Source organism: Streptomyces sp. ISL-1, assembly GCF_018614585.1.
GTDB lineage: Bacteria > Actinomycetota > Actinomycetes > Streptomycetales > Streptomycetaceae > Streptomyces > Streptomyces maoxianensis.
On sequence record NZ_JAGGOI010000003.1, the window covers coordinates 93476 to 113805 of the forward strand.

Annotated in this window: 22 protein-coding genes and 1 pseudogene; 16 read left to right on the top strand and 7 right to left on the bottom strand. The window is 70.5% G+C overall.

The window, feature by feature from the left end:
• Positions 1-4: 4 nt before the first annotated feature.
• The gene (locus J7E87_RS01565) at positions 5-436 is read right to left on the bottom strand and encodes an ATP-binding protein (protein WP_215089101.1); all 432 of its coding nucleotides are present in this window, start codon (positions 434-436) and stop codon (positions 5-7) included.
• 227 nt (positions 437-663) lie between these two features.
• Between J7E87_RS01565 and J7E87_RS01570 the strand changes: the two genes are divergently transcribed.
• Positions 664-1521, top strand: a complete 858-nt coding sequence (locus J7E87_RS01570; RefSeq protein ID WP_215089102.1) for a helix-turn-helix transcriptional regulator — start codon at positions 664-666, stop codon at positions 1519-1521.
• 14 nt (positions 1522-1535) lie between these two features.
• Positions 1536-1742 (top strand): DUF397 domain-containing protein, encoded by a 207-nt coding sequence (locus J7E87_RS01575; protein WP_215089103.1) that lies wholly within the window; start codon positions 1536-1538, stop codon positions 1740-1742.
• Between the two features lie 14 nt (positions 1743-1756).
• Here J7E87_RS01575 and J7E87_RS01580 read toward each other — a convergent pair whose 3' ends face one another.
• Positions 1757-2902, bottom strand: coding sequence for an 8-amino-7-oxononanoate synthase (locus J7E87_RS01580; RefSeq protein ID WP_215089104.1), 1146 nt, complete (start codon positions 2900-2902; stop codon positions 1757-1759).
• 145 nt (positions 2903-3047) lie between these two features.
• On the opposite strand from J7E87_RS01580, the gene bioB reads away from it, so the two are divergent.
• From bioB to J7E87_RS01605, 5 genes are all read left to right on the top strand, one after another.
• Positions 3048-4217: a biotin synthase BioB gene (gene bioB, locus J7E87_RS01585; RefSeq protein ID WP_215089105.1), complete on the top strand. Its 1170-nt coding sequence runs from the start codon at positions 3048-3050 to the stop codon at positions 4215-4217.
• Positions 4210-5505, top strand: a complete 1296-nt coding sequence (locus J7E87_RS01590; RefSeq protein ID WP_215089106.1) for an adenosylmethionine--8-amino-7-oxononanoate transaminase — start codon at positions 4210-4212, stop codon at positions 5503-5505. Before bioB ends, J7E87_RS01590 begins: the two co-directional genes overlap by 8 nt.
• A gap of 64 nt (positions 5506-5569) precedes the next feature.
• Complete coding sequence (bioD, locus tag J7E87_RS01595; RefSeq protein ID WP_215089107.1) at positions 5570-6283, top strand: dethiobiotin synthase; 714 nt, start codon at positions 5570-5572, stop codon at positions 6281-6283.
• Between the two features lie 5 nt (positions 6284-6288).
• The gene (locus J7E87_RS01600; RefSeq protein WP_215089108.1) at positions 6289-6642 is read left to right on the top strand and encodes a VOC family protein; all 354 of its coding nucleotides are present in this window, start codon (positions 6289-6291) and stop codon (positions 6640-6642) included.
• 34 nt (positions 6643-6676) lie between these two features.
• On the top strand, positions 6677-7363 hold the full coding sequence (locus J7E87_RS01605; RefSeq protein ID WP_215089109.1) for a class I SAM-dependent methyltransferase: 687 nt from the start codon (positions 6677-6679) through the stop codon (positions 7361-7363).
• Positions 7364-7381: 18 nt separating this feature from the next.
• Here J7E87_RS01605 and J7E87_RS01610 read toward each other — a convergent pair whose 3' ends face one another.
• Both J7E87_RS01610 and J7E87_RS01615 read right to left on the bottom strand, forming a co-directional pair.
• Positions 7382-7753 (bottom strand): fic family toxin-antitoxin system, toxin component, encoded by a 372-nt coding sequence (locus J7E87_RS01610; RefSeq protein WP_215089110.1) that lies wholly within the window; start codon positions 7751-7753, stop codon positions 7382-7384.
• The gene (locus J7E87_RS01615; RefSeq protein WP_215089111.1) at positions 7750-8034 is read right to left on the bottom strand and encodes an antitoxin; all 285 of its coding nucleotides are present in this window, start codon (positions 8032-8034) and stop codon (positions 7750-7752) included. The genes J7E87_RS01610 and J7E87_RS01615 overlap by 4 nt, the downstream gene beginning before the upstream one ends.
• A gap of 164 nt (positions 8035-8198) precedes the next feature.
• On the opposite strand from J7E87_RS01615, the gene J7E87_RS01620 reads away from it, so the two are divergent.
• The 5 genes from J7E87_RS01620 to J7E87_RS01640 all read left to right on the top strand — a co-directional run bounded on the left by J7E87_RS01620 (position 8199) and on the right by J7E87_RS01640 (position 14704).
• Positions 8199-9011: an ABC transporter ATP-binding protein gene (locus tag J7E87_RS01620; protein WP_215089112.1), complete on the top strand. Its 813-nt coding sequence runs from the start codon at positions 8199-8201 to the stop codon at positions 9009-9011.
• A gap of 7 nt (positions 9012-9018) precedes the next feature.
• The gene (locus J7E87_RS01625) at positions 9019-11583 is read left to right on the top strand and encodes an ABC transporter permease (RefSeq protein ID WP_215089113.1); all 2565 of its coding nucleotides are present in this window, start codon (positions 9019-9021) and stop codon (positions 11581-11583) included.
• Between the two features lie 189 nt (positions 11584-11772).
• Entirely contained in the window at positions 11773-12195 is a 423-nt protein-coding gene (locus J7E87_RS01630; RefSeq protein ID WP_215089114.1) for a GNAT family N-acetyltransferase, read from the top strand.
• Between the two features lie 161 nt (positions 12196-12356).
• Entirely contained in the window at positions 12357-13694 is a 1338-nt protein-coding gene (locus J7E87_RS01635; protein ID WP_215089115.1) for a hemolysin family protein, read from the top strand.
• Positions 13691-14704: a hemolysin family protein gene (locus J7E87_RS01640; protein WP_215089116.1), complete on the top strand. Its 1014-nt coding sequence runs from the start codon at positions 13691-13693 to the stop codon at positions 14702-14704. Before J7E87_RS01635 ends, J7E87_RS01640 begins: the two co-directional genes overlap by 4 nt.
• Positions 14705-14724: 20 nt before the next feature.
• Here J7E87_RS01640 and J7E87_RS01645 read toward each other — a convergent pair whose 3' ends face one another.
• The gene (locus tag J7E87_RS01645) at positions 14725-14973 is read right to left on the bottom strand and encodes a holin (protein ID WP_215089117.1); all 249 of its coding nucleotides are present in this window, start codon (positions 14971-14973) and stop codon (positions 14725-14727) included.
• A 62-nt stretch (positions 14974-15035) separates the two neighbouring features.
• Positions 15036-16040 (bottom strand): maleylpyruvate isomerase family mycothiol-dependent enzyme, encoded by a 1005-nt coding sequence (locus tag J7E87_RS01650; RefSeq protein ID WP_215089118.1) that lies wholly within the window; start codon positions 16038-16040, stop codon positions 15036-15038.
• Between the two features lie 58 nt (positions 16041-16098).
• On the opposite strand from J7E87_RS01650, the gene J7E87_RS01655 reads away from it, so the two are divergent.
• The 3 genes from J7E87_RS01655 to mug all read left to right on the top strand — a co-directional run bounded on the left by J7E87_RS01655 (position 16099) and on the right by mug (position 19126).
• Positions 16099-16878, top strand: a complete 780-nt coding sequence (locus J7E87_RS01655; RefSeq protein ID WP_215089119.1) for an SGNH/GDSL hydrolase family protein — start codon at positions 16099-16101, stop codon at positions 16876-16878.
• Positions 16879-17084: 206 nt separating this feature from the next.
• Positions 17085-18527 (top strand): adenylosuccinate lyase, encoded by a 1443-nt coding sequence (gene purB, locus J7E87_RS01660; protein ID WP_215089120.1) that lies wholly within the window; start codon positions 17085-17087, stop codon positions 18525-18527.
• On the top strand, positions 18524-19126 hold the full coding sequence (gene mug / locus J7E87_RS01665) for a G/U mismatch-specific DNA glycosylase (RefSeq protein ID WP_215089224.1): 603 nt from the start codon (positions 18524-18526) through the stop codon (positions 19124-19126). Before purB ends, mug begins: the two co-directional genes overlap by 4 nt.
• On the opposite strand, the gene J7E87_RS01670 is transcribed toward mug, so the two are convergent.
• Complete coding sequence (locus tag J7E87_RS01670; RefSeq protein ID WP_215089121.1) at positions 19123-19548, bottom strand: hypothetical protein; 426 nt, start codon at positions 19546-19548, stop codon at positions 19123-19125. The genes mug and J7E87_RS01670 overlap by 4 nt on opposite strands.
• A 142-nt stretch (positions 19549-19690) precedes the next feature.
• Here J7E87_RS01670 and J7E87_RS01675 point away from each other — a divergent pair.
• A pseudogene (locus J7E87_RS01675) lies at positions 19691-20311 on the top strand (response regulator); the annotation flags it as partial.
• Positions 20312-20330: the final 19 nt, after the last annotated feature.

The following is a 20330-nucleotide window of genomic DNA, read 5'->3' on the forward strand; positions in this document are numbered from 1 at the left end:
ATGATCAGCTCCGCACCGGCGCAGTCCACGGCATGACGATCCAGACGGTCTTGCCGCCCTCCGCGGTCGGGGTGACGGAGAGCTGTCCGCCGCACTCCGCTGTGAGGCTGCGGATGATGACCATGCCTCGGCCGTTGTCCTGGCGGACGGCGGCGGGCAGCCGCTGCGGCCAGCGAGGGTGGCTGTCGGTAACGCCGATGCGCAGCTGCTCGTCCCGCTCGAGACTCAGGTCCACGGTGAAGGTGGGCGACTGGCCGAAGGTGTGCTGGACGGCATTGGTGGCGAGTTCGGAGACGATCAGCCGGACGGTGTCGACGGCTTCGGTCCCGGCCGGCAGGCCCCACTCGGAGACGATGTCGGTGGCGAATGTCCGGGCCGCGGAGACCGAGGCTGGGGCGCTCGGCAAAGTGACGGAGGCTTCCTGATGGTCTGCCATGGCGACGCTGTCCCTTTCCCACCGGGGCCGGGCTCCGACTCGTAGCGGATGAATGCGAGGACGGCCACGGATTGCGCTTCGCGCCAGACTGCCACCTAACGTGCCGTCGAGGGCGGCGATCCACCAAGATGTGCATATATCTGTCGCTCAAAGCGGTGAACTCTGCTACGCGAGACCGTATTTGGGCGGCACACTCCGATTTGTTCAGGTGCGGAAAGGAGCGGGAGATGCGGCACGGTCCCGCGGTGCGCCGTCGCAAGCTCGGCGAGGAGCTGCGCAGGCTGCGCCTGGAGGCGGGTCTCACCAGCCGGGACGCCGGGCGGCTGGCGGGCTGGCACCAGTCGAAGGTGAGCCGGATCGAGACCGGCGCGAGCGGGGTCAAGACGGCCGATGTGACCCTGCTGCTGGAGCTCTACGGCGTTGGTGATCCTCAACTGCGCACGATGCTGGAGACCTTGGCGGGCGCGGCGGACGGCGCGGGCAGCGACTGGTGGCATGCGTTCCGCGGGCTGATCCCGCCCGATTACCGGGACTTCATCAGTCTGGAGGCCACTGCGTGTGCGGCGCGCACCCTGGAGACCTCGGTGGTGCCGGGCCTGCTCCAGACGCCCGACTACGCACATGCGGTGACCCGCGCGGCGCTGGAGGAAATGCCCGCGACGACCGTCAACTCGCTGGTGGAGGTGCGGATCGCGCGTCAGTCGGTGCTGCGCGCGGAGCGGCCGCTCAAGCTGAGTGCGGTGCTCGACGAGGCGGCGCTGCGGCGCGAGGTGGGCGGCCGCCGAGTGATGCGGGAGCAGCTGCGTGTGCTTGCGGAGGCCGCCCAACTACCCCATGTGCGGCTCCAGGTACTGCCGTTCTCCGTCGGCGGCTACGCGGGACTCACAGGGTCTTTCGTTATCTTCTCCTTTCCGGCCACTTCTGATCTGGACGTGGTTGTTCTCGACCACTTGACGAGTAGCCTCTATCTCGAGCGGAAAGAAGACCTTGAGGTGTACAGCGCCGCCTTCCATGCGATGCGCAAGCGCGCTCTGTCACCGGCGGACTCATTGGATCTCATCGCACGGATCAGTGACGGCGCATAGGAGGCACCCCCCACATGTCCGATCGCCTCGCACAGGAATCACTACGGTGGCGGCGCAGCAGCCGCAGCACAGGAATGAACAACTGCGTCGAGGCCGCCCGGCTGCCCGACGACACGCTCGCGCTGAGGGACTCCAAGAACATCGCGCGGCAGGCCCTGCGTTTCTCGCCGCGGGCCTGGTCCCGCTTCCTGACCGCGGTCCACGAGGAGACGGTCACGTGATCGCCCGTTGACGGTCAGCCGACCGGCGCGGTCCGAGTGATCGTGGCGATCGCCTTCTCGATCTGCTGATCCGTCAGATCCGCCCTCGCCGTGAGCCTGATCCGGGAGATGCCGTCCGGCACCGACGGAGGGCGGAAACAACCCACGACGAGGCCGGCCGCGCGGCAGTCGGCGGCCCAGCGCAGCGCGGACTCCGGGGACGGCGCCCGTACGGAGACGACCGCGGCGTCCGGTCGTGCGGCGGTCAGGCCCACGTCGGTGAGCCGGCGGTGCAGGGTCGCGGCGACCGTCCGGGCCCGCTCGGCCAGCGCCGGTTCGCGGCCGAGGAGCCGCAGGCTCGCCAGCGCGGCTCCGGTGGCGGCGGGCGCCAGGCCGGTGTCGAAGATGAACGTACGGGCGGTGTTGATCAGGTGGTCGATCACCCGGGCCGGGCCGAGAACCGCGCCGCCCTGGCTGCCCAGGGACTTGGAGAGCGTGAGCGTGGCGACGACGCCCGCGCCGCCCGCGATGCCCGCGGCGTTCAGGGCTCCGCGCCCGCCGTCGCCGAGTACGCCGAGACCGTGCGCGTCGTCGACGAGCAGCGCGGCGCCGTGCTCGCCGCACGCCTGAGCCAGGTCGGTGAGCGGAGCGGCGTCGCCATCCACCGAGAAGACCGAATCGGTGACCGCGAGGGCGCGCCGCCCGGGGTCCGCGTCGAGCGTCTTGCGTACGGCCTCGACATCGGCGTGCGGGACGACCGCGGTCTCCGCGCGCGAGAGCCGGCAGCCGTCGACGATCGAGGCGTGGTTGCCCGCGTCGGAGACGATCAGCGAGCCGCGGCCGCTCAGCGCGGTCACGGCGGCGAGGTTCGCGGCATAGCCCGAGGACAGCACCAGGGCAGCCTCGAATCCGCAGAAGGCGGCAAGCTCCCGCTCCAGCTCGGCGTGGAGCGCTGTGCTGCCCGTGACCAGCCGGGAGCCGGTGGCTCCCGCGCCCCAGCGGCGGGCAGCCTCGGCCGCCGCGCCGGTGATCTCCGGACGGCGGGTGAGGCCCAGGTAGTCGTTGCTGGCGAGATCCAGCAGCTCGGAGTCGGCGGCGCGCGGCCGGAGCGTACGCACGAGGCCCGCGCTTTCACGGCGGCGCGACTCGTCGTCGATCCAGTCGAAAGGATCCTGGGGCATGGTGGTCCGGTCCTTTTGTAGGCAGCGCACAGACCCTAGCCGGGGTCGCTCCCGGACCGGATGTGGCCATGCACACACCTCAAACATGCTCTGTTGTGGGGTTCCTCCTTGGCCACAACGTGTGCCGTACGTCAGGATCTGCGCCATGGACCTGCTGAACACGCTGGTGGAGAAGGGGCTGCGGCGCGAGCTGCCGACCCGTGAAGAAGCGCTCGCCGTGCTGGCGACCCCCGACGACGATCTGCTCGATGTGGTGGCCGCGGCCGGCAAGGTGCGCCGCCAGTGGTTCGGGCGACGGGTGAAACTGAACTATCTCGTCAACCTGAAATCGGGGCTGTGCCCCGAGGACTGTTCCTACTGCTCCCAGCGGCTCGGCTCCAAGGCCGAGATCCTCAAGTACACCTGGCTGAAGCCCGATGAGGCCTCCCAGGCGGCCGCGGCGGGGGTGGCGGGCGGCGCCAAGCGGGTCTGCCTGGTGGCCAGCGGCCGCGGTCCGACGGACCGCGACGTCGACCGGGTCTCCAAGACGATCGAGGCGATCAAGGAGCAGAACGAGGACGTCGAGGTCTGCGCCTGCCTCGGGCTGCTCTCGGGTGGGCAGGCGGAGCGGCTGCGGGCCGCGGGCGCCGACGCGTACAACCACAACCTCAATACGTCCGAGGGGACATACGGGGACATCACCACCACCCACACCTACGCCGATCGGGTGGACACCGTGCACCAGGCGCAGGCAGCGGGGCTCTCCGCCTGCTCCGGGCTGATCGCGGGCATGGGCGAGAGCGACGACGACCTGGTCGATGTCGTCTTCTCGCTGCGCGAGCTGGACCCGGACTCGGTGCCGGTGAACTTCCTGATCCCGTTCGAGGGCACGCCGCTGGCCAAGGAGTGGAACCTCACCCCGCAGCGCGCGCTGCGGATCCTGGCCATGGTCCGTTTCGTCTGCCCCGACGTGGAGGTTCGGCTCGCGGGCGGCCGCGAGGTGCATCTGCGTTCGATGCAGCCGCTCGCGCTGCACCTGGCCAACTCGATCTTCCTCGGTGACTACCTCACCAGCGAGGGGCAGGCCGGACAGACCGACCTCGACATGATCGCCGACGCGGGGTTCGAGGTGGAGGGCACGGACACGACGACGCTGCCCGAGCACCGTGCGGAGGCGCTCGGCGGCGGCTGCGGTTCGCACTCCGGCGGGTGCGCGCCCTGCGGTGACAGCGAGCCCGCCGCCGAGGTGCCCACGGCGGATGTGCCCGGGGCCCGTACGGATCTGGTCGCCGTGCGCCGCCGCGGCGCCGGCACCGATCTGGCGCCCAATGCCTGAGACCGCCTACAGCCCCGGCGAACTGCTGGCGCTGGACCGGGCGCATGTGTGGCACCCGTACGGACCGATGCCGGGCCGTACGGATCCGCTGATCGTCCAGTCGGCATCCGGGGTACGGCTGCGGCTGGCCGAACCGGTGCACGGGCAGCGCGAGTTGGTCGACGGCATGTCGTCCTGGTGGTCGGCGATCCACGGCTACAACCACCCGGTGCTCAACGAGGCGGCCCACAGCCAGCTGGAGCGGATGAGCCATGTGATGTTCGGCGGGCTCACGCACGAGCCCGCCGTACGGCTGGCGGCCCGGCTGGTCGAGATCACCCCCGAGCCGCTGCGGCACGTCTTCCTTTGCGACTCGGGCTCGGTCTCGGTCGAGGTCGCGGTGAAGATGTGCCTGCAGTACTGGCGCTCGGTGGGGCGGCCGGCCAAACAGCGGCTGCTGACATGGCGCGGCGGGTACCACGGGGACACCTGGCAGCCGATGTCGGTGTGCGACCCCGAGGGCGGGATGCACGAGCTGTGGTCGGGGGTGCTGCCGCGCCAGATCTTCGTGGACGCGCCCCCGGCCGGGTTCGAGGAGTCGTACGCACAGCAGCTGCGCGATGCTGTCGCGCGGCACGCTGACGAGCTGGCCGCGGTGATCGTGGAGCCCGTGGTGCAGGGGGCTGGCGGGATGCGGTTCCACTCCCCCGAGTATCTGCGGGTGCTGCGGGAGGCGTGCGACGAGCACGGCGTGCTGCTGATCTTCGACGAGATCGCGACGGGGTTCGGACGCACGGGCGCGCTGTTCGCGGCGGAGCACGCAGGGGTCTCACCTGATGTGATGTGCCTGGGCAAGGCGCTGACCGGCGGCTATCTCACGATGGCGGCGACGCTGTGCACCTCGCGGGTGGCGGACGGCATCTCCAGGGGCGAGGTGCCGGTACTGGCGCACGGGCCGACGTTCATGGGCAACCCGCTGGCGTCGGCGGTGGCCTGCGCCTCGATCGATCTGCTGCTCGGCCAGGACTGGCAGCAGGAGGTCAAGCGGATCGAGGCCGCACTGACGCAGGGACTGGCGCCGGCGCGCGACCTGCCGGGTGTGAGCGACGTACGGGTGCTGGGGGCGATCGGCGTCGTACAACTGGACCACGAGGTGGACATGGCGGCGGCGACGGAGGCGGCGGTGCGCGAGGGGGTGTGGCTGCGGCCGTTCCGGGACCTGATCTACACCATGCCGCCCTTTGTGTCGGCGGACGAGGACATCGCCCGGATAGCGCGGGCGGTGTGCGCGGCGGCGGCGTCGGGGTGAGGCCCGCGCGGTGTCGGGGTGAGGCCCATGCGGGGGTACGGATGCGGGACAGAGCAGGAGCCACATGAGCGTCATCGTTGTCAGCGGGACCGGGACCGAGATCGGCAAGACCGTCGTGACCGCCGCAGTCGCCTCGGCCTTCCGGGCGCGGGGGCGGTCCGTCGCCGTCGTGAAACCGGCGCAGACCGGGCTCGCTGCCGGTGAACCGGGGGACGTTGCCGAGGTCGCCCGGCTCGCGGGGGCGGTGACCGGGGTCGAACTCGCGCGGTTTCCGGAGCCGTTGGCACCCGCGACCGCCGCGCGGCGGGCCCGGATGGCGACCGTGCGGCCGCATGAGGTGGCCGAGGCAGTCGAGAAGCTGGCCGCGGAGCATGACCTCGTGCTGGTCGAGGGGGCGGGGGGGCTGCTCGTGCGGTTCGACGAGGACGGCGGGTCGCTCGCCGATGTAGCGGGGCTGCTGGGCGCGCCCGTGCTGGTCGTCGCGCCCGCCGGTCTCGGCACGCTCAATGCGGTCGCGCTGACCGCGGAGGCCCTGCGGGCACGGGAGTTGGAACACCTCGGCGTGGTGGTCGGGAGCTGGCCCGGCAGGCCGGATCTGGCCGCCCGCTGCAATCTCGCTGATCTGCCCGAGGCCGCGGGCGCGCCGCTACTGGGCGCGGTGCCGGAAGGGGCGGGCGCGCTGGCGCCCGCCGAGTTCCGTGCGCGGGCAGGGAGTTGGCTCGCGCCCCGGCTCGGCGGTGAGTGGGACGCCGAGGCGTTCGCCGCCGCCGTACGCTGATCCTCGTGCGAGCCCGGATCGACGAGATCGTCTTCGACTGCCACGACCCCGCCCGCCTGGTGCGCTTCTGGGCGGCCCTGCTCGGCGGAGACCCGGTGGACCGAAGCGCCGACTGGTCGTACATCGATCCGCCCGGTTTCGTACGGGTCGCCTTCCAGCGCGTACCCGAGGGCAAGACGGCCAAGAACCGGCTCCATCTCGATCTCGACGCGGGTGAGGTGGACGATGCCGCCGACGAGGCCGTGCGGCTCGGCGCCGTACGGCTCGGCGCGGTCGTCACCGACGATCACGGAAGGTTCCAGGTCCTGGTCGATCCCGAGGGGAACGAGTTCTGCTTGGTCGCCGCAGGGGGACAATGACGGTGAGTGCACCGCCGTTCCGAGGAGGCCCGCAATGCCCCTGCGCAGCACCAAAGTGCCCCGGGACGCCGTCCACCATCCGGTCTTCGCCCGTGTCTACGCCAAGCTGAGCGTGGCGGCCGAGACGAGCGCGGGCATAGCCGCCTACCGCCAGGAGTTGCTGTCCGGGCTGTCCGGCCGGGTGATCGAGATCGGCGCGGGCAACGGCCTGAACTTCGCGCACTACCCGTCGGCCGTCTCCGAGGTCGTGGCGCTCGAACCGGAGCGCAGTCTGCGGCACTTGGCGGCGCAGGCCGCGCGCAGCGCCGATGTTCCGGTGGACGTGGTGCCGGGGGCGGCCGAGGCGCTGCCGGTCAAGAGTGAGGCGTTCGACGCGGCCGTGGTGTCGCTGGTGCTGTGCTCCGTACGGGATCTGCCGCGGGCCCTCGCCGAGATCAGACGGGTCCTGCGGCCGGAGGGTGAGCTGCGGTTCTTCGAGCACGGTCTGGCCGAGACCAAGGGCATGGCACGGGTCCAGCGGGCCCTGGACCGCACGGTGTGGCCGCTGTTGTTCGGCGGGTGCCACACCGCGCGGGACACCGTCGCCGCGATCGAGGGCGCGGGCTTCCAGCTGGGGACGTTTCGCAGGTTGCGGGTGCCCGAGAGTGGCCTGCGGCTGCCGTCGTCCCCCTGTGTGCTGGGCGTGGCACGGCGGCCCTTCAGCGAAACCGCGGGCGGGTGATCACCGGATCCCGCGTACTCACCGGCTCCACTGCCGCAGTTCGTCGGCGATGGTTCCGACGTCCGCCTTGCCCTCCTTGACCAGCCGCGCCAAGTCCCGTACGCGCACGGGTGAGGTGACGACCTTCAGTCCGCTGGCCACGAGATAGCCGTATGCGACGGCGGAGGCGAACATCGCGTTGGAGTGCTCGAGCGCGGGCACATGCAGCAGCAGCTGAAGCAGGGACGCGGCGCGGGCGTGCGGGTCGCTGTAGACCGGGATGCCGAATATCTCGGCGTCATGACGGCTGACTGCCGCGACGAGCGCGCCCCAGTCGCTGACCTGTGGATCGCCGGGGGTCTTGTGCTCCGCGACCATGAGCAGCCACGCGAGGTCGATCTGAAGAGTCAACGCTTGCCTTCGCGCCCGGTGCCCTTGCCGCTTCCCATGCCCTTGCCACTACCCCTGTCGGTGCCGGTGCCGGACTCGCCGAACTCCTCCGCGAACACGGATTCGTACTGCTTCATGAAGTCCGACGCCGCCTCGACGAAAGTGCGTCCCACCTCGCCCGCGTCCTGCTTGACGAGCTCCTCGATGTAGCGGTTCACACTCATCCCGCGCTGCATGGCCCGCCGGCGCGCGGCCTCCGCGGTGGACTCGTCCACTCTCACGTTCAACTGAGTCTTCGCCACACGACAAAGCTAGCGCACGGGCGCTAGCATGAGCAAGAGGTCCTTCAGGTGCCCCTTACATGAACCCGGAGGACCGGACCTGCGAGGGATACCGGCGCACGCACGTCCCCTCTACTCTCGCCTCTTGTACGGGAGTTGGAGCGGCCACGACCCGGGAGGCGGCCTTGTCGACACCTGCCACTGCACCCGCCCACGACCAGGCCCCGGGTGTGCCGCTCGCTGCCCGGGCGCGGGCCCTGACCAAGGCGTACGGCAGCGGGGAGACGACCGTACGCGCCCTGGACGCCGTCGACGTCGACATTGCGCGCGGCCGGTTCACCGCGGTCATGGGTCCTTCCGGGTCCGGGAAGTCCACACTGATGCACTGCCTCGCCGGGCTCGACAGCGTCTCCGCCGGTCAGGTCTGGCTGGGCGACACGGAGATCACCGGTCTCAAGGACCGTGAGCTGACCCGGCTGCGCCGGGACCGGATCGGCTTTATGTTCCAGGCCTTCAACCTGCTGCCCACGCTGACCGCCGCCGAGAACATCACGCTCCCCATGGACATCGCCGGGCGCAAACCGGACCGCGAGTGGGTCGAGCAGGTCATCGACACGCTCGGGCTGCGCGACCGGCTGGAGCACCGGCCCGCCCAGCTCTCCGGCGGGCAGCAGCAGCGGGTGGCCTGTGCGCGGGCGCTGGCCTCCCGCCCCGAGCTGATCTTCGCGGACGAGCCGACCGGCAATCTCGACTCGCGCGCGGGCGCCGAGGTGCTCACCTTCCTGCGCGAAGCCGTCGACCGGCTGGACCAGACGGTGGTGATGGTGACGCACGACCCCGGCGCGGCCGCCTACTCCGACCTGGTGCTGTTCCTGGCGGACGGACGGATCGTCGACATCATGCGGGACCCGACGGCGGAGGCGGTCCTGGAACGCATGCGCCTGTTCTCCGGCGGACAGTCCCAGGCCCCCGGCTCCGACGCCCTGCGCAAGAGCTGAGGCCACGATGCTGAAAGCGACGCTGCGGAGCTTCTTCGCGCACAAGGGCCGACTGCTGCTGTCGGCGCTGGCGGTGCTGCTGTCCGTGGCCTTCGTCAGCGGCAGCCTGATCTTCTCGGACACCGTCTCCCGTACCTTCGACCGGCTCTTCGCCTCCACCGCCGCGGATGTGACGGTCGCGCCGAAGAAGGGCATCAACGAGAGGTTGCCGACCGGAGTCGTACGCACCCTGCCAGTCGAACTCGCCGACCGGATCGGCTCGGTCGACGGCGTGAAAGCCACACACATCGGCGCGGCGGTGGAGAACATCACCGTCGTCGACGACAAGAACGACCCCGTCGGACCGACCACCGGCGCCCCCACCATCGCCACCAACTGGAACCTCACCGATCGCAGCCCGGTGAAGCTGACCAGCGGGCGCGAGCCGAGCGGGCCGGGCGAGGCGCTGCTCGACAAGGACACCGCCGACAAGAAGAAGGTGGACATCGGGGACACGCTCACCGTCCTCGCGCGGCCGGGCTCGTTCAAGGTCGAGGTCGTCGGCATCGCGACGTTCACCACCACCAACCCGGGCGCCGCGCTGGTCTTCCTGGACACTCCGACAGCCCAGACCAAGCTGCTCGGCAGGCCGGGTGTGGCCACCTCGATCTCGGTGGACGCCGCGGACACTGTCAGCGACGCCACGCTCAAGCGGCGGATCGCGGCAGAGCTCGGTGACGCCTACGACCTCAGGACCGCCGACGAGCAGGCCAAGTCGGCCGCGGCCCAGCTCGGCGGCTTCCTGGATGTCATCAAGTGGGTGATGCTCGGCTTCGCGGGTGTGGCCGTGCTCGTCGGCATCTTCCTGATCGTCAACACCTTCTCCATGCTGATCGCCCAGCGCACCCGCGAACTGGGGCTGCTGCGGGCACTCGGCGCGGACCGCCGCCAGGTGCGCCGCTCCGTACTCACCGAGGCCGTGCTGCTGGGTCTTGTCGGCTCGACGCTCGGTCTCGCCGCCGGGATCGGGCTCGCGGCCGGGCTGATCGAGCTCATGGGCCTGCTCGGCATGAATCTGAGCGCCGCCGAGATGGTGCTGGGTGTGGCGACGCCGGTGTCCGCGTACGCGGTCGGTCTCGGCGTCACTTTCGTGGCCGCCTATCTGCCGGCCCGGCGGGCGGCCAAGGTCTCCCCCATGGCCGCGCTCGCGGACGCCGAAGTCGCCGGTGTGGGGCGGCCGTTGAAGATCCGGGCGATTGCCGGAAGCGTGGTCGGCGCGGCGGGAGCGGCAGCGCTGGCCGGCTGCGTGGCGAGCGAGCGGACGGCGACAGCGTCCTCACTGCTCGGTCTCGGCGTGGTGCTGACGCTGATCGCGACCGTGGTGGCGGGACCGCTGCTGGTACGGCCGGTGATCCGGGTGCTGGGCGGCGCGTTCCCCAAGGTGTTCGGCTCGGTCGGCCGGATGAGCCAGCGCAACGCGCTGCGCAATCCGCGGCGCACGGGTGCCACCGCGGCCGCGCTGATGGTGGGCCTGGCGCTGGTGGGCGGGCTCTCGATCGCCAGCGCCTCGATGACCAAGTCCTTCGACGACCAGATCGACAAGACGCTGGGCGCCGACTTCGTCGTACAGAACAGCAACTTCATGCCGTTCCCGCAAGAGATCACCGAGAAAGTGAAGGGCGTCGACAGCGCGGGCACCGTCGTACGGCAGCGCTTCGCGCCGCTCGCGCTGAGCCTGCCGGACGGGAAGCGGGTGGAGTCCACGGCCTCCGGGTACGACCCGCGGCTCGACGAGGCCGCTCACATCACCTATGCGAGCGGGGACACGACGGCCGCCCTCGCGCCTGACAGCATCGCCATGGACCGCAGGTTCGCCACCGAGCACAAGGTGCGCGTCGGTTCGGTCCTGCCGGCCGAGTTCGCGGGCGGACAGCGCGCGAGGCTGACGGTGGGGGCGCTGACGGACATGGACCAGAGCGGCGGGCCCGGGATGGAGGGCGGCCTGTTCATGGGGCTCGCCACCGCCGAGAAGTATCTGCCGGGCGGGCAGGAGGCCGCCCTCTACGTCAACGCCAAGAGCGGCAGCGACGTCCAGGAGCTGCGTAAGGGCCTGGAGACGGCCCTCGATCCGTATCCGCAGGTGCAGGTCAGAGATCAGGCCGACTACAAGGAGCTGATCCGCCAGCAGATCGCCGTGATGCTCTACCTGGTGTACGCGCTGCTGGGGCTGGCGATCGTCATCGCCGTGCTGGGCGTGGTCAACACCCTTGCCCTGTCGGTGGTGGAGCGGACCCGGGAGATCGGGCTGCTGCGCGCGATCGGACTCTCACGCGTCCAGCTGAGGCGCATGATCCGGCTGGAATCAGTCGTGATCGCGGTATTCGGGGCACTGCTGGGGCTCGCTCTGGGAATGGTGTGGGGCGTGGCGGTGCAGCAGGTGCTGGCACTGGAGGGAATGACGGCGTTCGCCGTGCCATGGGGCACACTCGTCGCGGTCGTGGTGGGCTCGGTGGTCGTGGGGCTCGTGGCGGCAGTGCTGCCGGCGCTGCGCGCCTCGCGGATGAATGTGCTGGCCGCCATCGCGCACGAGTAGTCGGGCCGGAACGCGGCCCGGCGATTCGGCCCGGCGATCCGGCCCGGCGATCCGGCCCCCTGATATCGCGGTCGGGGCCGGGGCCTTGTCTCCAGGAGCTGCGTGGCGGCTCAACCCGGCGCCGCCGGCCCCTCTCGAGCCCTGAAAGTCGGTGGCGCGCCCGCTTCCCCGCGTGTTTGGCTCCCGTGCGTGATCGACCTGCAGATACGCACCGCCAGGGCCGGCGAGGCCGAGACCGTCCTCAGCTTCTGGAAGGCAGCGGCGGAGGGCACGAGCATCACCGACGACATGGACGGGGTCACCCGTCTCATCGAGCGCGACCCCGAGGCGCTGATCCTCGCCGAATACGAGGGCCGGGTGGTGGGCTCGGTGATCGCCGGGTACGACGGGTGGCGCTGCTCGCTCTACCGGCTTGCCGTGCTGCCGTCCCACCGCCGGCGGGGGATCGCTTCGGCGCTGCTCGAGGCGGCCGAGAGGCGCTTTCTGGCCGTGGGCGGCAGGCGCGGGGACGCCATGGTCCTGGAGGCCAACGAGCGGGCCAGGCGTGCGTGGGCCGCCGCCGGGTACCAGCGCGAGGACCACTGGCGCCGCTGGGTGAAGCCGTTCGCCTAGCCGCCGCTGCCATCGCATCGGACACTTTGCAGGTCCTTTACCATGGGCAGACCGTCCTCTTCCTACGAAAGGTGTGAGCGTCCGCCCATGGGCGAGCCTCCCAGTAGCCGACATCGAGCATTCCTCCGGTCCCTGCCCGATCATGGGACGGAGGTGAACCGATGACCGAAGTGCTCTTGCTCGTCGTTGCGGTACTGCTCTCGGTCGCCTGCGGCGTCTTCGTCGCGGCGGAGTTCTCGCTCACCACGGTCGAGCGCAGCGAACTCGAGCGTGCCGCCGAGCGCGGCGAGCGCGGTGCGGCCGGCGCCCTCAAGGCCGCGCAGAGCCTCACCTTCCAGCTCTCCGGCGCCCAGCTCGGCATCACCGTCACCAACCTGGTCGTCGGCATGCTCGCCGAACCGTCCATCGCCAAGCTGATCCGCGGACCGATGGAGGCGCTCGGCCTCTCCCCCTCGGTGGCCTCGTCGGCCGCCCTGGCCCTCGGCACCGCGCTGTCCACCATCGTGCTGATGGTCGTCGGCGAGCTGGTCCCGAAGAACTGGGCGATCTCCTCCCCGCTGGCCGTCGCCAAGGTGGTGGCGCCCCCGCAGCGGATCTTCACCGCGGCCTTCAAGCCCTTCATCAGCCACCTCAACAACACGGCCAACCGCATCCTGCTCCGCCTCGGTCTGGAGCCGACCGAGGAGCTGGCCTCCGCGCGCAGCCCGCAGGAACTGGTCGCACTGGCCCGCCACTCCGCGAAGGAAGGCGCGCTGGAGCCGGACACCGCCGAACTGTTCGTACGCACCCTCAAGCTGTCCCAGCTGACCGCGGAGAACGTGATGACCCCGAGGGTCCAGGTCACCGCCCTGGAGGTGCAGGCCACCGCCGAGGACGTGGCCAACGCCACTCGCGCCACGGGCCTGTCCCGCTTCCCCGTCTACCGGGGCAACCTCGACACCGTCGTCGGGATCGCGCACATCAAGGACGTGCTGGCGGTCCCGGCCGAGGAACGGCTCCGATACCCGGTCTCCGAGCTGATGCGCGAGCCGCTGCTCGTGCCCGAGACACTGACGGTGGACCGGCTGCTCGACCGGCTGTCAGGCAAGAACACAATGGCCATCGTCATCGACGAGTACGGCGGCACGGCCGGTGTGGTCACGCTGGAGGACATCGTCGAGGAGGTCGTCGGCGAGGTGCGCGACGAGCACGATCCGCATGAGACACCGGACTTGGCGCCGGCCGGCGAGGACGCGGACGGACGCACCCTGTGGTCGGCGGACGGCGCAGCCCGCACCGACCAACTGGAACGGGTCGGGCTGCGGGTGCCTGAAGGCCCGTACGAAACGCTCGCCGGACTTGTCGCCACCAAGCTGGGGCGCATCCCCCAAGAGGGTGACCAGGTCGAGCTGGAGGGCTGGCGGCTCGACGTCGTGGACGCCTCAGGGCGACGTGCGGCGCGCGTGCTGATGCATGCGCCGCTCCCCTCGGACGACGACGCCGAGGAGGCCCGGCGATGACCGCGATTCAGCTCCTCATCGGCCTTTTGACCCTGGTGGTCAACGCCTTTTTCGTCGGCGCGGAGTTCGCCCTGATCTCCGTACGCCGCAGCCAGATCGAGCCGGATGCGGAGGCCGGGAACCGGAGGGCGCGCAGCGTCCTGTGGGGCCTTGAGCATGTCTCGGCGCTGCTGGCCGCGTCCCAGCTCGGCATCACCCTGTGCACCCTGGTGCTCGGCATCGTCGCCGAGCCCGCCATCGCGCATCTGCTGACGCCCCTCTTCGACGCGGTGGGCGTGCCGCACGGCCTGGTGCACCCGATCTCGTTCGTGATCGCGCTGTCGGCGGCGACCTATCTGCACATGCTGCTCGGCGAGATGGTGCCGAAGAACATCGCGCTCGCCGAACCCACCCGGACCGCGCTACTGCTCGGACCACCGCTGGTCACGTTCGCCCGGGCGCTGCGCCCGGTGATCTTCACCGTCAACGCCTTCGCCAACGGGCTGCTGAAACTACTGCGGGTGGAGACCAGGGACGAGGTGTCGGCGACCTTCTCGGACGCCGAACTGGAGCGGCTGGTACGGGACGCGGACAAAGCCGGGTTGCTCGACGGCCGGTCCGCCGAGCGGTTGCGCGACGCCCTGAAACTCGGACGCCGGCCGGTGCGCGATGTGGTCATGCCGATCGAGCGGGTGGTGTACGCGCAGGTCGGGACCACACCCGAACAGCTGGAGCGGCTGGCGGCCGAGTCCGGGTTCTCCCGCTTCCCGGTTGTCGACCCGGGCGGCCGGATCCTCGGTTATCTCCATGTGAAGGACGCGCTGGACGCGATTCCGCGGGATCAGCCGTTCCCGGTCTCGGCGCTGCGCCCGATCGCCCGGGTCAGGGCGACCACGCCGCTCGACGACGTACTGACCGCGATGCGGCGCAGCCGTACTCATCTGGCGGCGGTGCTGGACGAGGACGGCACGCCGATGGGACTCGTGACGATGGAGGACGTGCTGCGCGAGCTGGTGGGCAGGCCCCACTGACTCACCTCACTGGGTGACGACTAACTCACCTCGCTGGTGACGGCCCGTTCCGTGGTCTCGGTGATGCCGGGTCCTGGCCGTCCGGCCTTGGCCGCGCCTATCGCGGTGAGGACGGCGAGGAGAGTGGCCAGGCCCGCGGTGGCGAGAGCGGCCTGCCATTCGACATCGAAGAGATTCGTCGCACCCGCCGTCAGTACGGCGACGAGGGACTGGGCGAAGGTACGAACGGCGCGCTCCGCGGTGGCTTTCCAGAAGTCTGTTGTGAACATGCTCTGGACATACTGCGGAACGCGCCGTGCCGATAGCCCTGGCGGCAGAGCGGCCTGTCCGGTCAGAGGGCGGTCGCCGCGAGCCAGGCGTCGAGAATCGCGCGGTTCCCGCTGATGCCGAAGCGCGCGTCGTCCGCGCTCAGGCGTCCGTAGACGAGCAGCATCAGATCGCCGGCCGTTGCCTCGACACCCACGGCGCTCGACCCATCGCTCTTCGTCCAGGCGAAGCCGCCGCCCCCGAAGCCGATGGTCCAGGCTGCGCCTGTGTCCGTGGCGGTCAGCCCGACCGAGCCGCCCGCGAGCGCGGCAACCGGCTCGGCGATCCAGGAGTAGTACGGCAGGTTCTCCAGGAACTCCTCGATACCGTCGGCGGCCGTGGCCGCTGTGACGCGCGGTTCGAGGCCGAGGGCGAGTTGCGCGTCGGCGAGATGGACGACTGCTTCGAACAGCAGCCGGCGCGGGAAGAAGCGCACCCGCTGGTCGGCGCCGTGGGACCACATCGGGGTCTCCGGGTCGACTCCGCGCAGGGTGCGCAGCGTGAGCTCGGCGCTGCGGGCGAGCCACTGCGGATACTCCGCCGGGTCCTCGGGCAGGTCGAGCGGGACGTCCCGCGACCAGACCCGCTCCGCGGCCCGGGTCCGTACGAGATGTTCCATCCAGCGATGCGTCGTGCCGTGGTGCTTGACGAGGTCGGCGAAGGTCCAGCCGGGGCAGCTCGGCACGGGCGTCGCGGGATCCACGTCCCGTACGGTCTCGACAAACCGGCGCTCCAGCTGCTCGACCGAGTCGCAGTACAGCTCGTGCTGATCGTCGTCGAGGCCGAAGCTCTCGGGTATCCGCAGCAGGTCGTCGCGCCAGGCTCCGTCGGGCTGACGCGCCGCGGCCCGGCGTACCAGAGCGGACAGGGCCCCGCGGTCCGCGGGCGGGAGACCGGCGAGCAGATAACCGGTGTTCTCCAGCCATTTCACCGCGGTGTCGGGGTCGAGCACATCGTCGTCACAGGTGTCGATCGTGGTCACTAGATCGGCCAGCGCCTCAGCCAGCGCGTTCAGCAGCGCGTCACTCACAGGGCTTCCTCCCGGTACGGAACCGACGGACCTTACCGCGCGGTAGGATCACTCCGCCATGGAGATCAATGCCTCATACACCAGCTTTGTCGCGGTCGGCGATTCCTTCACCGAAGGCATGTCCGATCTGTTGCCCGACGGTTCCTACCGGGGCTGGGCGGATCTGCTCGCGAGCCGTCTGGCCGCGCGCACACCGGGTTTCCGGTACGCGAATCTCGCCGTGCGCGGAAAGCTGATCGGCCAGATCGTCGATGAGCAGGTGGATGTGGCGGCCGCGATGCAGGCCGATGTGGTCACGCTGGTGGGCGGGCTCAATGACACGCTGCGGCCCAAGTGCGACATGGGCAGGGTGCGCGGTCTCCTCGAGGAGGCCGTGGAGAAGCTGACGCCGTCCTGCGGTCAGCTGGTGCTGATGCGCAGCCCGGGCCGCAACGGTCCTGTGATGCAACGTTTCCGCCCTCGCATGGAGGAGCTGTTCGTTCACATCGACGAACTGGCGGCCCGGCACGGGGCGCTGGTGGTGGATCTGTACGGGACGGGGGCCCTCGGCGACCAGCGGATGTGGGACGTCGACCGACTGCATCTGACGGCCGAGGGACACCGGCGGGTCGCCGAGGCCGTCTGGCAGACGCTGGGACTTGACGCCGAGCACGACTGGCAGGAACTGCTGCCACCTGCGGCACGAACCGGGTGGGCGGCCCGGCGGGTCGCTGATGTGCGGTTCGCACGGCAGCATCTGGGGCCGTGGGTCGGGAGGCGGCTGACGGGACGCTCGTCCGGGGACGGCCTGCCGTCGAAGCGGCCCGAGCTCCTGCCGTACGAGCCGCCGCTCTCGTAGCCGGCGTGCCTGTGGTCGTTCCTCGTGGCCGCTCTGCGTTCCGCGTGGCCGCTCTGCGTTCCTCGGAGTTACACGGAATTCCTCGGAGTTCCTCGGAGTTCTCGTAAGTCCTCGGAGTTCCCCGTAGGCCCTCGTAGGCTTTCGTAGCAAGGTACAAGCGGGACCGCGGCGCTGGCCTGCAGAAACCGCCAGTAGAATCTGGACACGTGACTGCTGTGTCTGCGAAGCCTCGCATCCCCAATGTCCTGGCCGGCCGCTATGCCTCCACGGAGCTGGCCGTCCTGTGGTCCCCCGAGCAGAAGGTGAAGCTGGAGCGTCAGCTCTGGCTCGCGGTGCTGCGCGCCCAGAAGGACCTCGGCATCGAGGTGCCCGAGGCCGCGATCGCCGATTACGAGCGCGTGCTCGACCAGGTCGACCTGGCGTCGATCGCCGAGCGGGAGAAGGTCACCCGCCACGATGTGAAGGCGCGGATCGAGGAGTTCAACGCTCTCGCGGGCCACGAGCAGATCCACAAGGGCATGACCTCCCGCGACCTCACCGAGAACGTCGAGCAGCTGCAGATCCGGCTCTCGCTGGAGCTGATGCGCGACCGCACGGTCGCCGTGCTCGCCCGGCTGGGCAAGCTCTCCGGTGAGTACGCCGAGCTGGTGATGGCCGGGCGATCGCACAATGTCGCCGCGCAGTCCACGACGCTGGGCAAGCGGTTCGCGACCGCGGCCGATGAGCTGCTTGTGGCGTACGGACGGCTCGAGGACCTGCTGGGCCGCTACCCGCTGCGCGGCATCAAGGGCCCGGTCGGCACCGCGCAGGACATGCTCGACCTGCTGGGCGGCGACGCCACGAAGCTCGCCGAGCTGGAGCAGCGCATCGCCAGGCACCTCGGCTTCGCACACGCGTTCACCTCGGTCGGCCAGGTCTACCCCAGGTCCCTCGACTACGACGCGGTGTCCGCGCTGGTGCAGCTGGCGGCCGCGCCGTCCTCCGTCGCCAAGACGATCCGGCTGATGGCCGGGCACGAGCTGGTCACCGAGGGCTTCAAGCCGGGCCAGGTCGGCTCCTCCGCGATGCCGCACAAGATGAACACCCGCTCCTGCGAGCGCGTCAACGGGCTGATGGTCATCCTGCGCGGCTACGCCTCGATGACGGGCGAGCTGGCGGGCGACCAGTGGAACGAGGGCGACGTATCCTGCTCCGTGGTACGCCGGGTGGCGCTGCCGGACGCGTTCTTCGCCTTCGACGGCCTGGTGGAGACCTTCCTGACGGTGCTCGACGAGTTCGGGGCGTTCCCCGCTGTCGTCGCCCGCGAGCTGGACAGGTACCTCCCCTTCCTCGCCACGACCAAGGTGCTGATGGCCGCTGTACGGGCCGGGGTGGGCCGCGAACTCGCGCACGAGGCCATCAAGGAGAAGGCGGTCGCGACGGCACTGGCGATGCGTGAACAGGGCGCCGAGCGCAATGAGCTGCTCGACAGGCTCGCCGCTGACGAGCGGATCCCACTGGACCGGGCGGAGCTGGACGCGCTGATGGCCGACAAGCTGTCGTTCACGGGCGCGGCGGCCGAGCAGGTGGCGGCGGTGGTATCCCGGATCGAGGAGATCGTCAAGCAGCACCCGGACGCCGCCGGCTACACCCCGGGGTCGATCCTCTGACTCCCGCCGAGCTCGAGGCCGCCCGCGACCGCGTCGTTCCCGACGTGGTGGCGGGCGGTCTTTCCGTGCTGTTCTGCGGCATCAACCCCGGCCTGATGACAGCGGCGACGGGGCATCACTTCGCCCGCCCCGGCAACCGGTTCTGGCCGGTGCTGCATCTGTCGGGCTTCACGCCGCGTCAGTTCAAGCCCGCGGAGCAGGAGGAGCTTCTCGGCCACGGTCTCGGCATCACCAATGTGGTGGCCCGGGCGACGGCACGCGCCGATGAACTGAGCGATGAGGAGTTCCGCGAAGGCGGGCGGCTGCTGACGGCGAAGGTGGAGCGGCTGCGGCCGCGGTGGCTGGCAGTCGTCGGCGTGACGGCGTACCGCACGGCCTTCGGCGAGCGGAAGGCGAAAATCGGGCCCCAGGAGCGCACGATCGGCCGGACAAGGATCTGGGCGCTGCCCAATCCGAGCGGGCTCAACGCCCACTGGACCGCGCAGACGATGGCCGAAGAATTCGCGCGGCTGCGCGCCGCGGCGGAGGAGAGCACCTCGCTCCCGGACGCCTCGCCTCAGGACGGCTCAGTCCAGGACGGCTCAGTCCAGGATCGCTAGGGCGGGTCTATCTCGGTCACCACGGCCAGCAGCTGGAACTCGGACAGTCCGACCGCTATCCACCGGTCCTCTATGCGCCACAGGTGCAGCCACCCCATTTGCTCGCTGAGCCGCCGCCACGGGTCCGGCACCTCTTCGTCCCTCTCGGCGCGCAGCTGCGTACTGGCGAGGCTGAAGAGGTCCGGCTCGCCCCAGCGCTCTGTGAGCCCCCGCAACAAGCCCTCCTGCTCGGCCAGACGCTGTTGCGCCTCCGCCTCCGCCTCTCGGTCCGCGTCCGGGTCCGCGCCGTGACCGAAGTGCCCGGTCAGCTCCGCGATGTGAAATCCGGGGCCTTCCGAGCCGACGTCCGACGGGCCCCACTCCGCGGGAAACCCCCGGGAGCGCAGCAAGTCGATCGTGTCGAGGTGCCGTGCCGTGGTCATGTCCCCAGTAAACCGGCCCACACTGACAATTGGCTGCCTGTCAGGCATCCCGGCGGCGTACGGCCCACCACCCGGCGACCAGCGCCGGGGCGGCCCAGGCCGCCGTCACTGCGAGCCCGGCCCAGGGGCCGAGCGCCCCCACGAGCCTCTAGAACGCGCGGGGCTGCGCGCCGTGCTGGAAGCGCAGCCCGACATCGAGGTGGTCGGCGAGGCGGCCGACGGCGCCGCCGTGGTCCCCCTCGTCCGGCAACTGCGGCCAGACGTGGTCGCGATGGACGTGCGGATGCCGCTGCTCGACGGCATCGAGGCCACCCGGATCGTGCTCCGCACGGTCCCTCAGCCACCGAAGATCCTGGTCGTGACGACCTTCGAGAACGATGAGTACGTGTACGAGGCGCTGCGCGCCGGGGCAGACGGCTTCCTGCTCAAGCGCGCCCGGCCGGCCGAGATCGTGCACGCGGTTCGGCTGGTCGCCGAAGGCGAATCGCTGTTGTTCCCGGCCGCGGTCCGCTCCCTGGCCGCCGAGTACGGAAACCGCGACGCCCGCGACGCGATGGAGCGGGCCGCGCTCACCGGGCGCGAGGCGGCGGTGCTGCGGCTGATGGCCAGGGGACTGTCCAACGCGGAGATCGCCGCCGAGCTGATCGTCGGCGCAGAAACCGTGAAGTCCCATGTCAGCGCGGTGCTCGCCAAGTTGGGCGCCCGCGACCGCACCCAGGCGGTCATCGCCGCGTACGAGTCCGGTTTCGTGGCGCCTGCCTGACTCCGGCGATCTCCCGCGG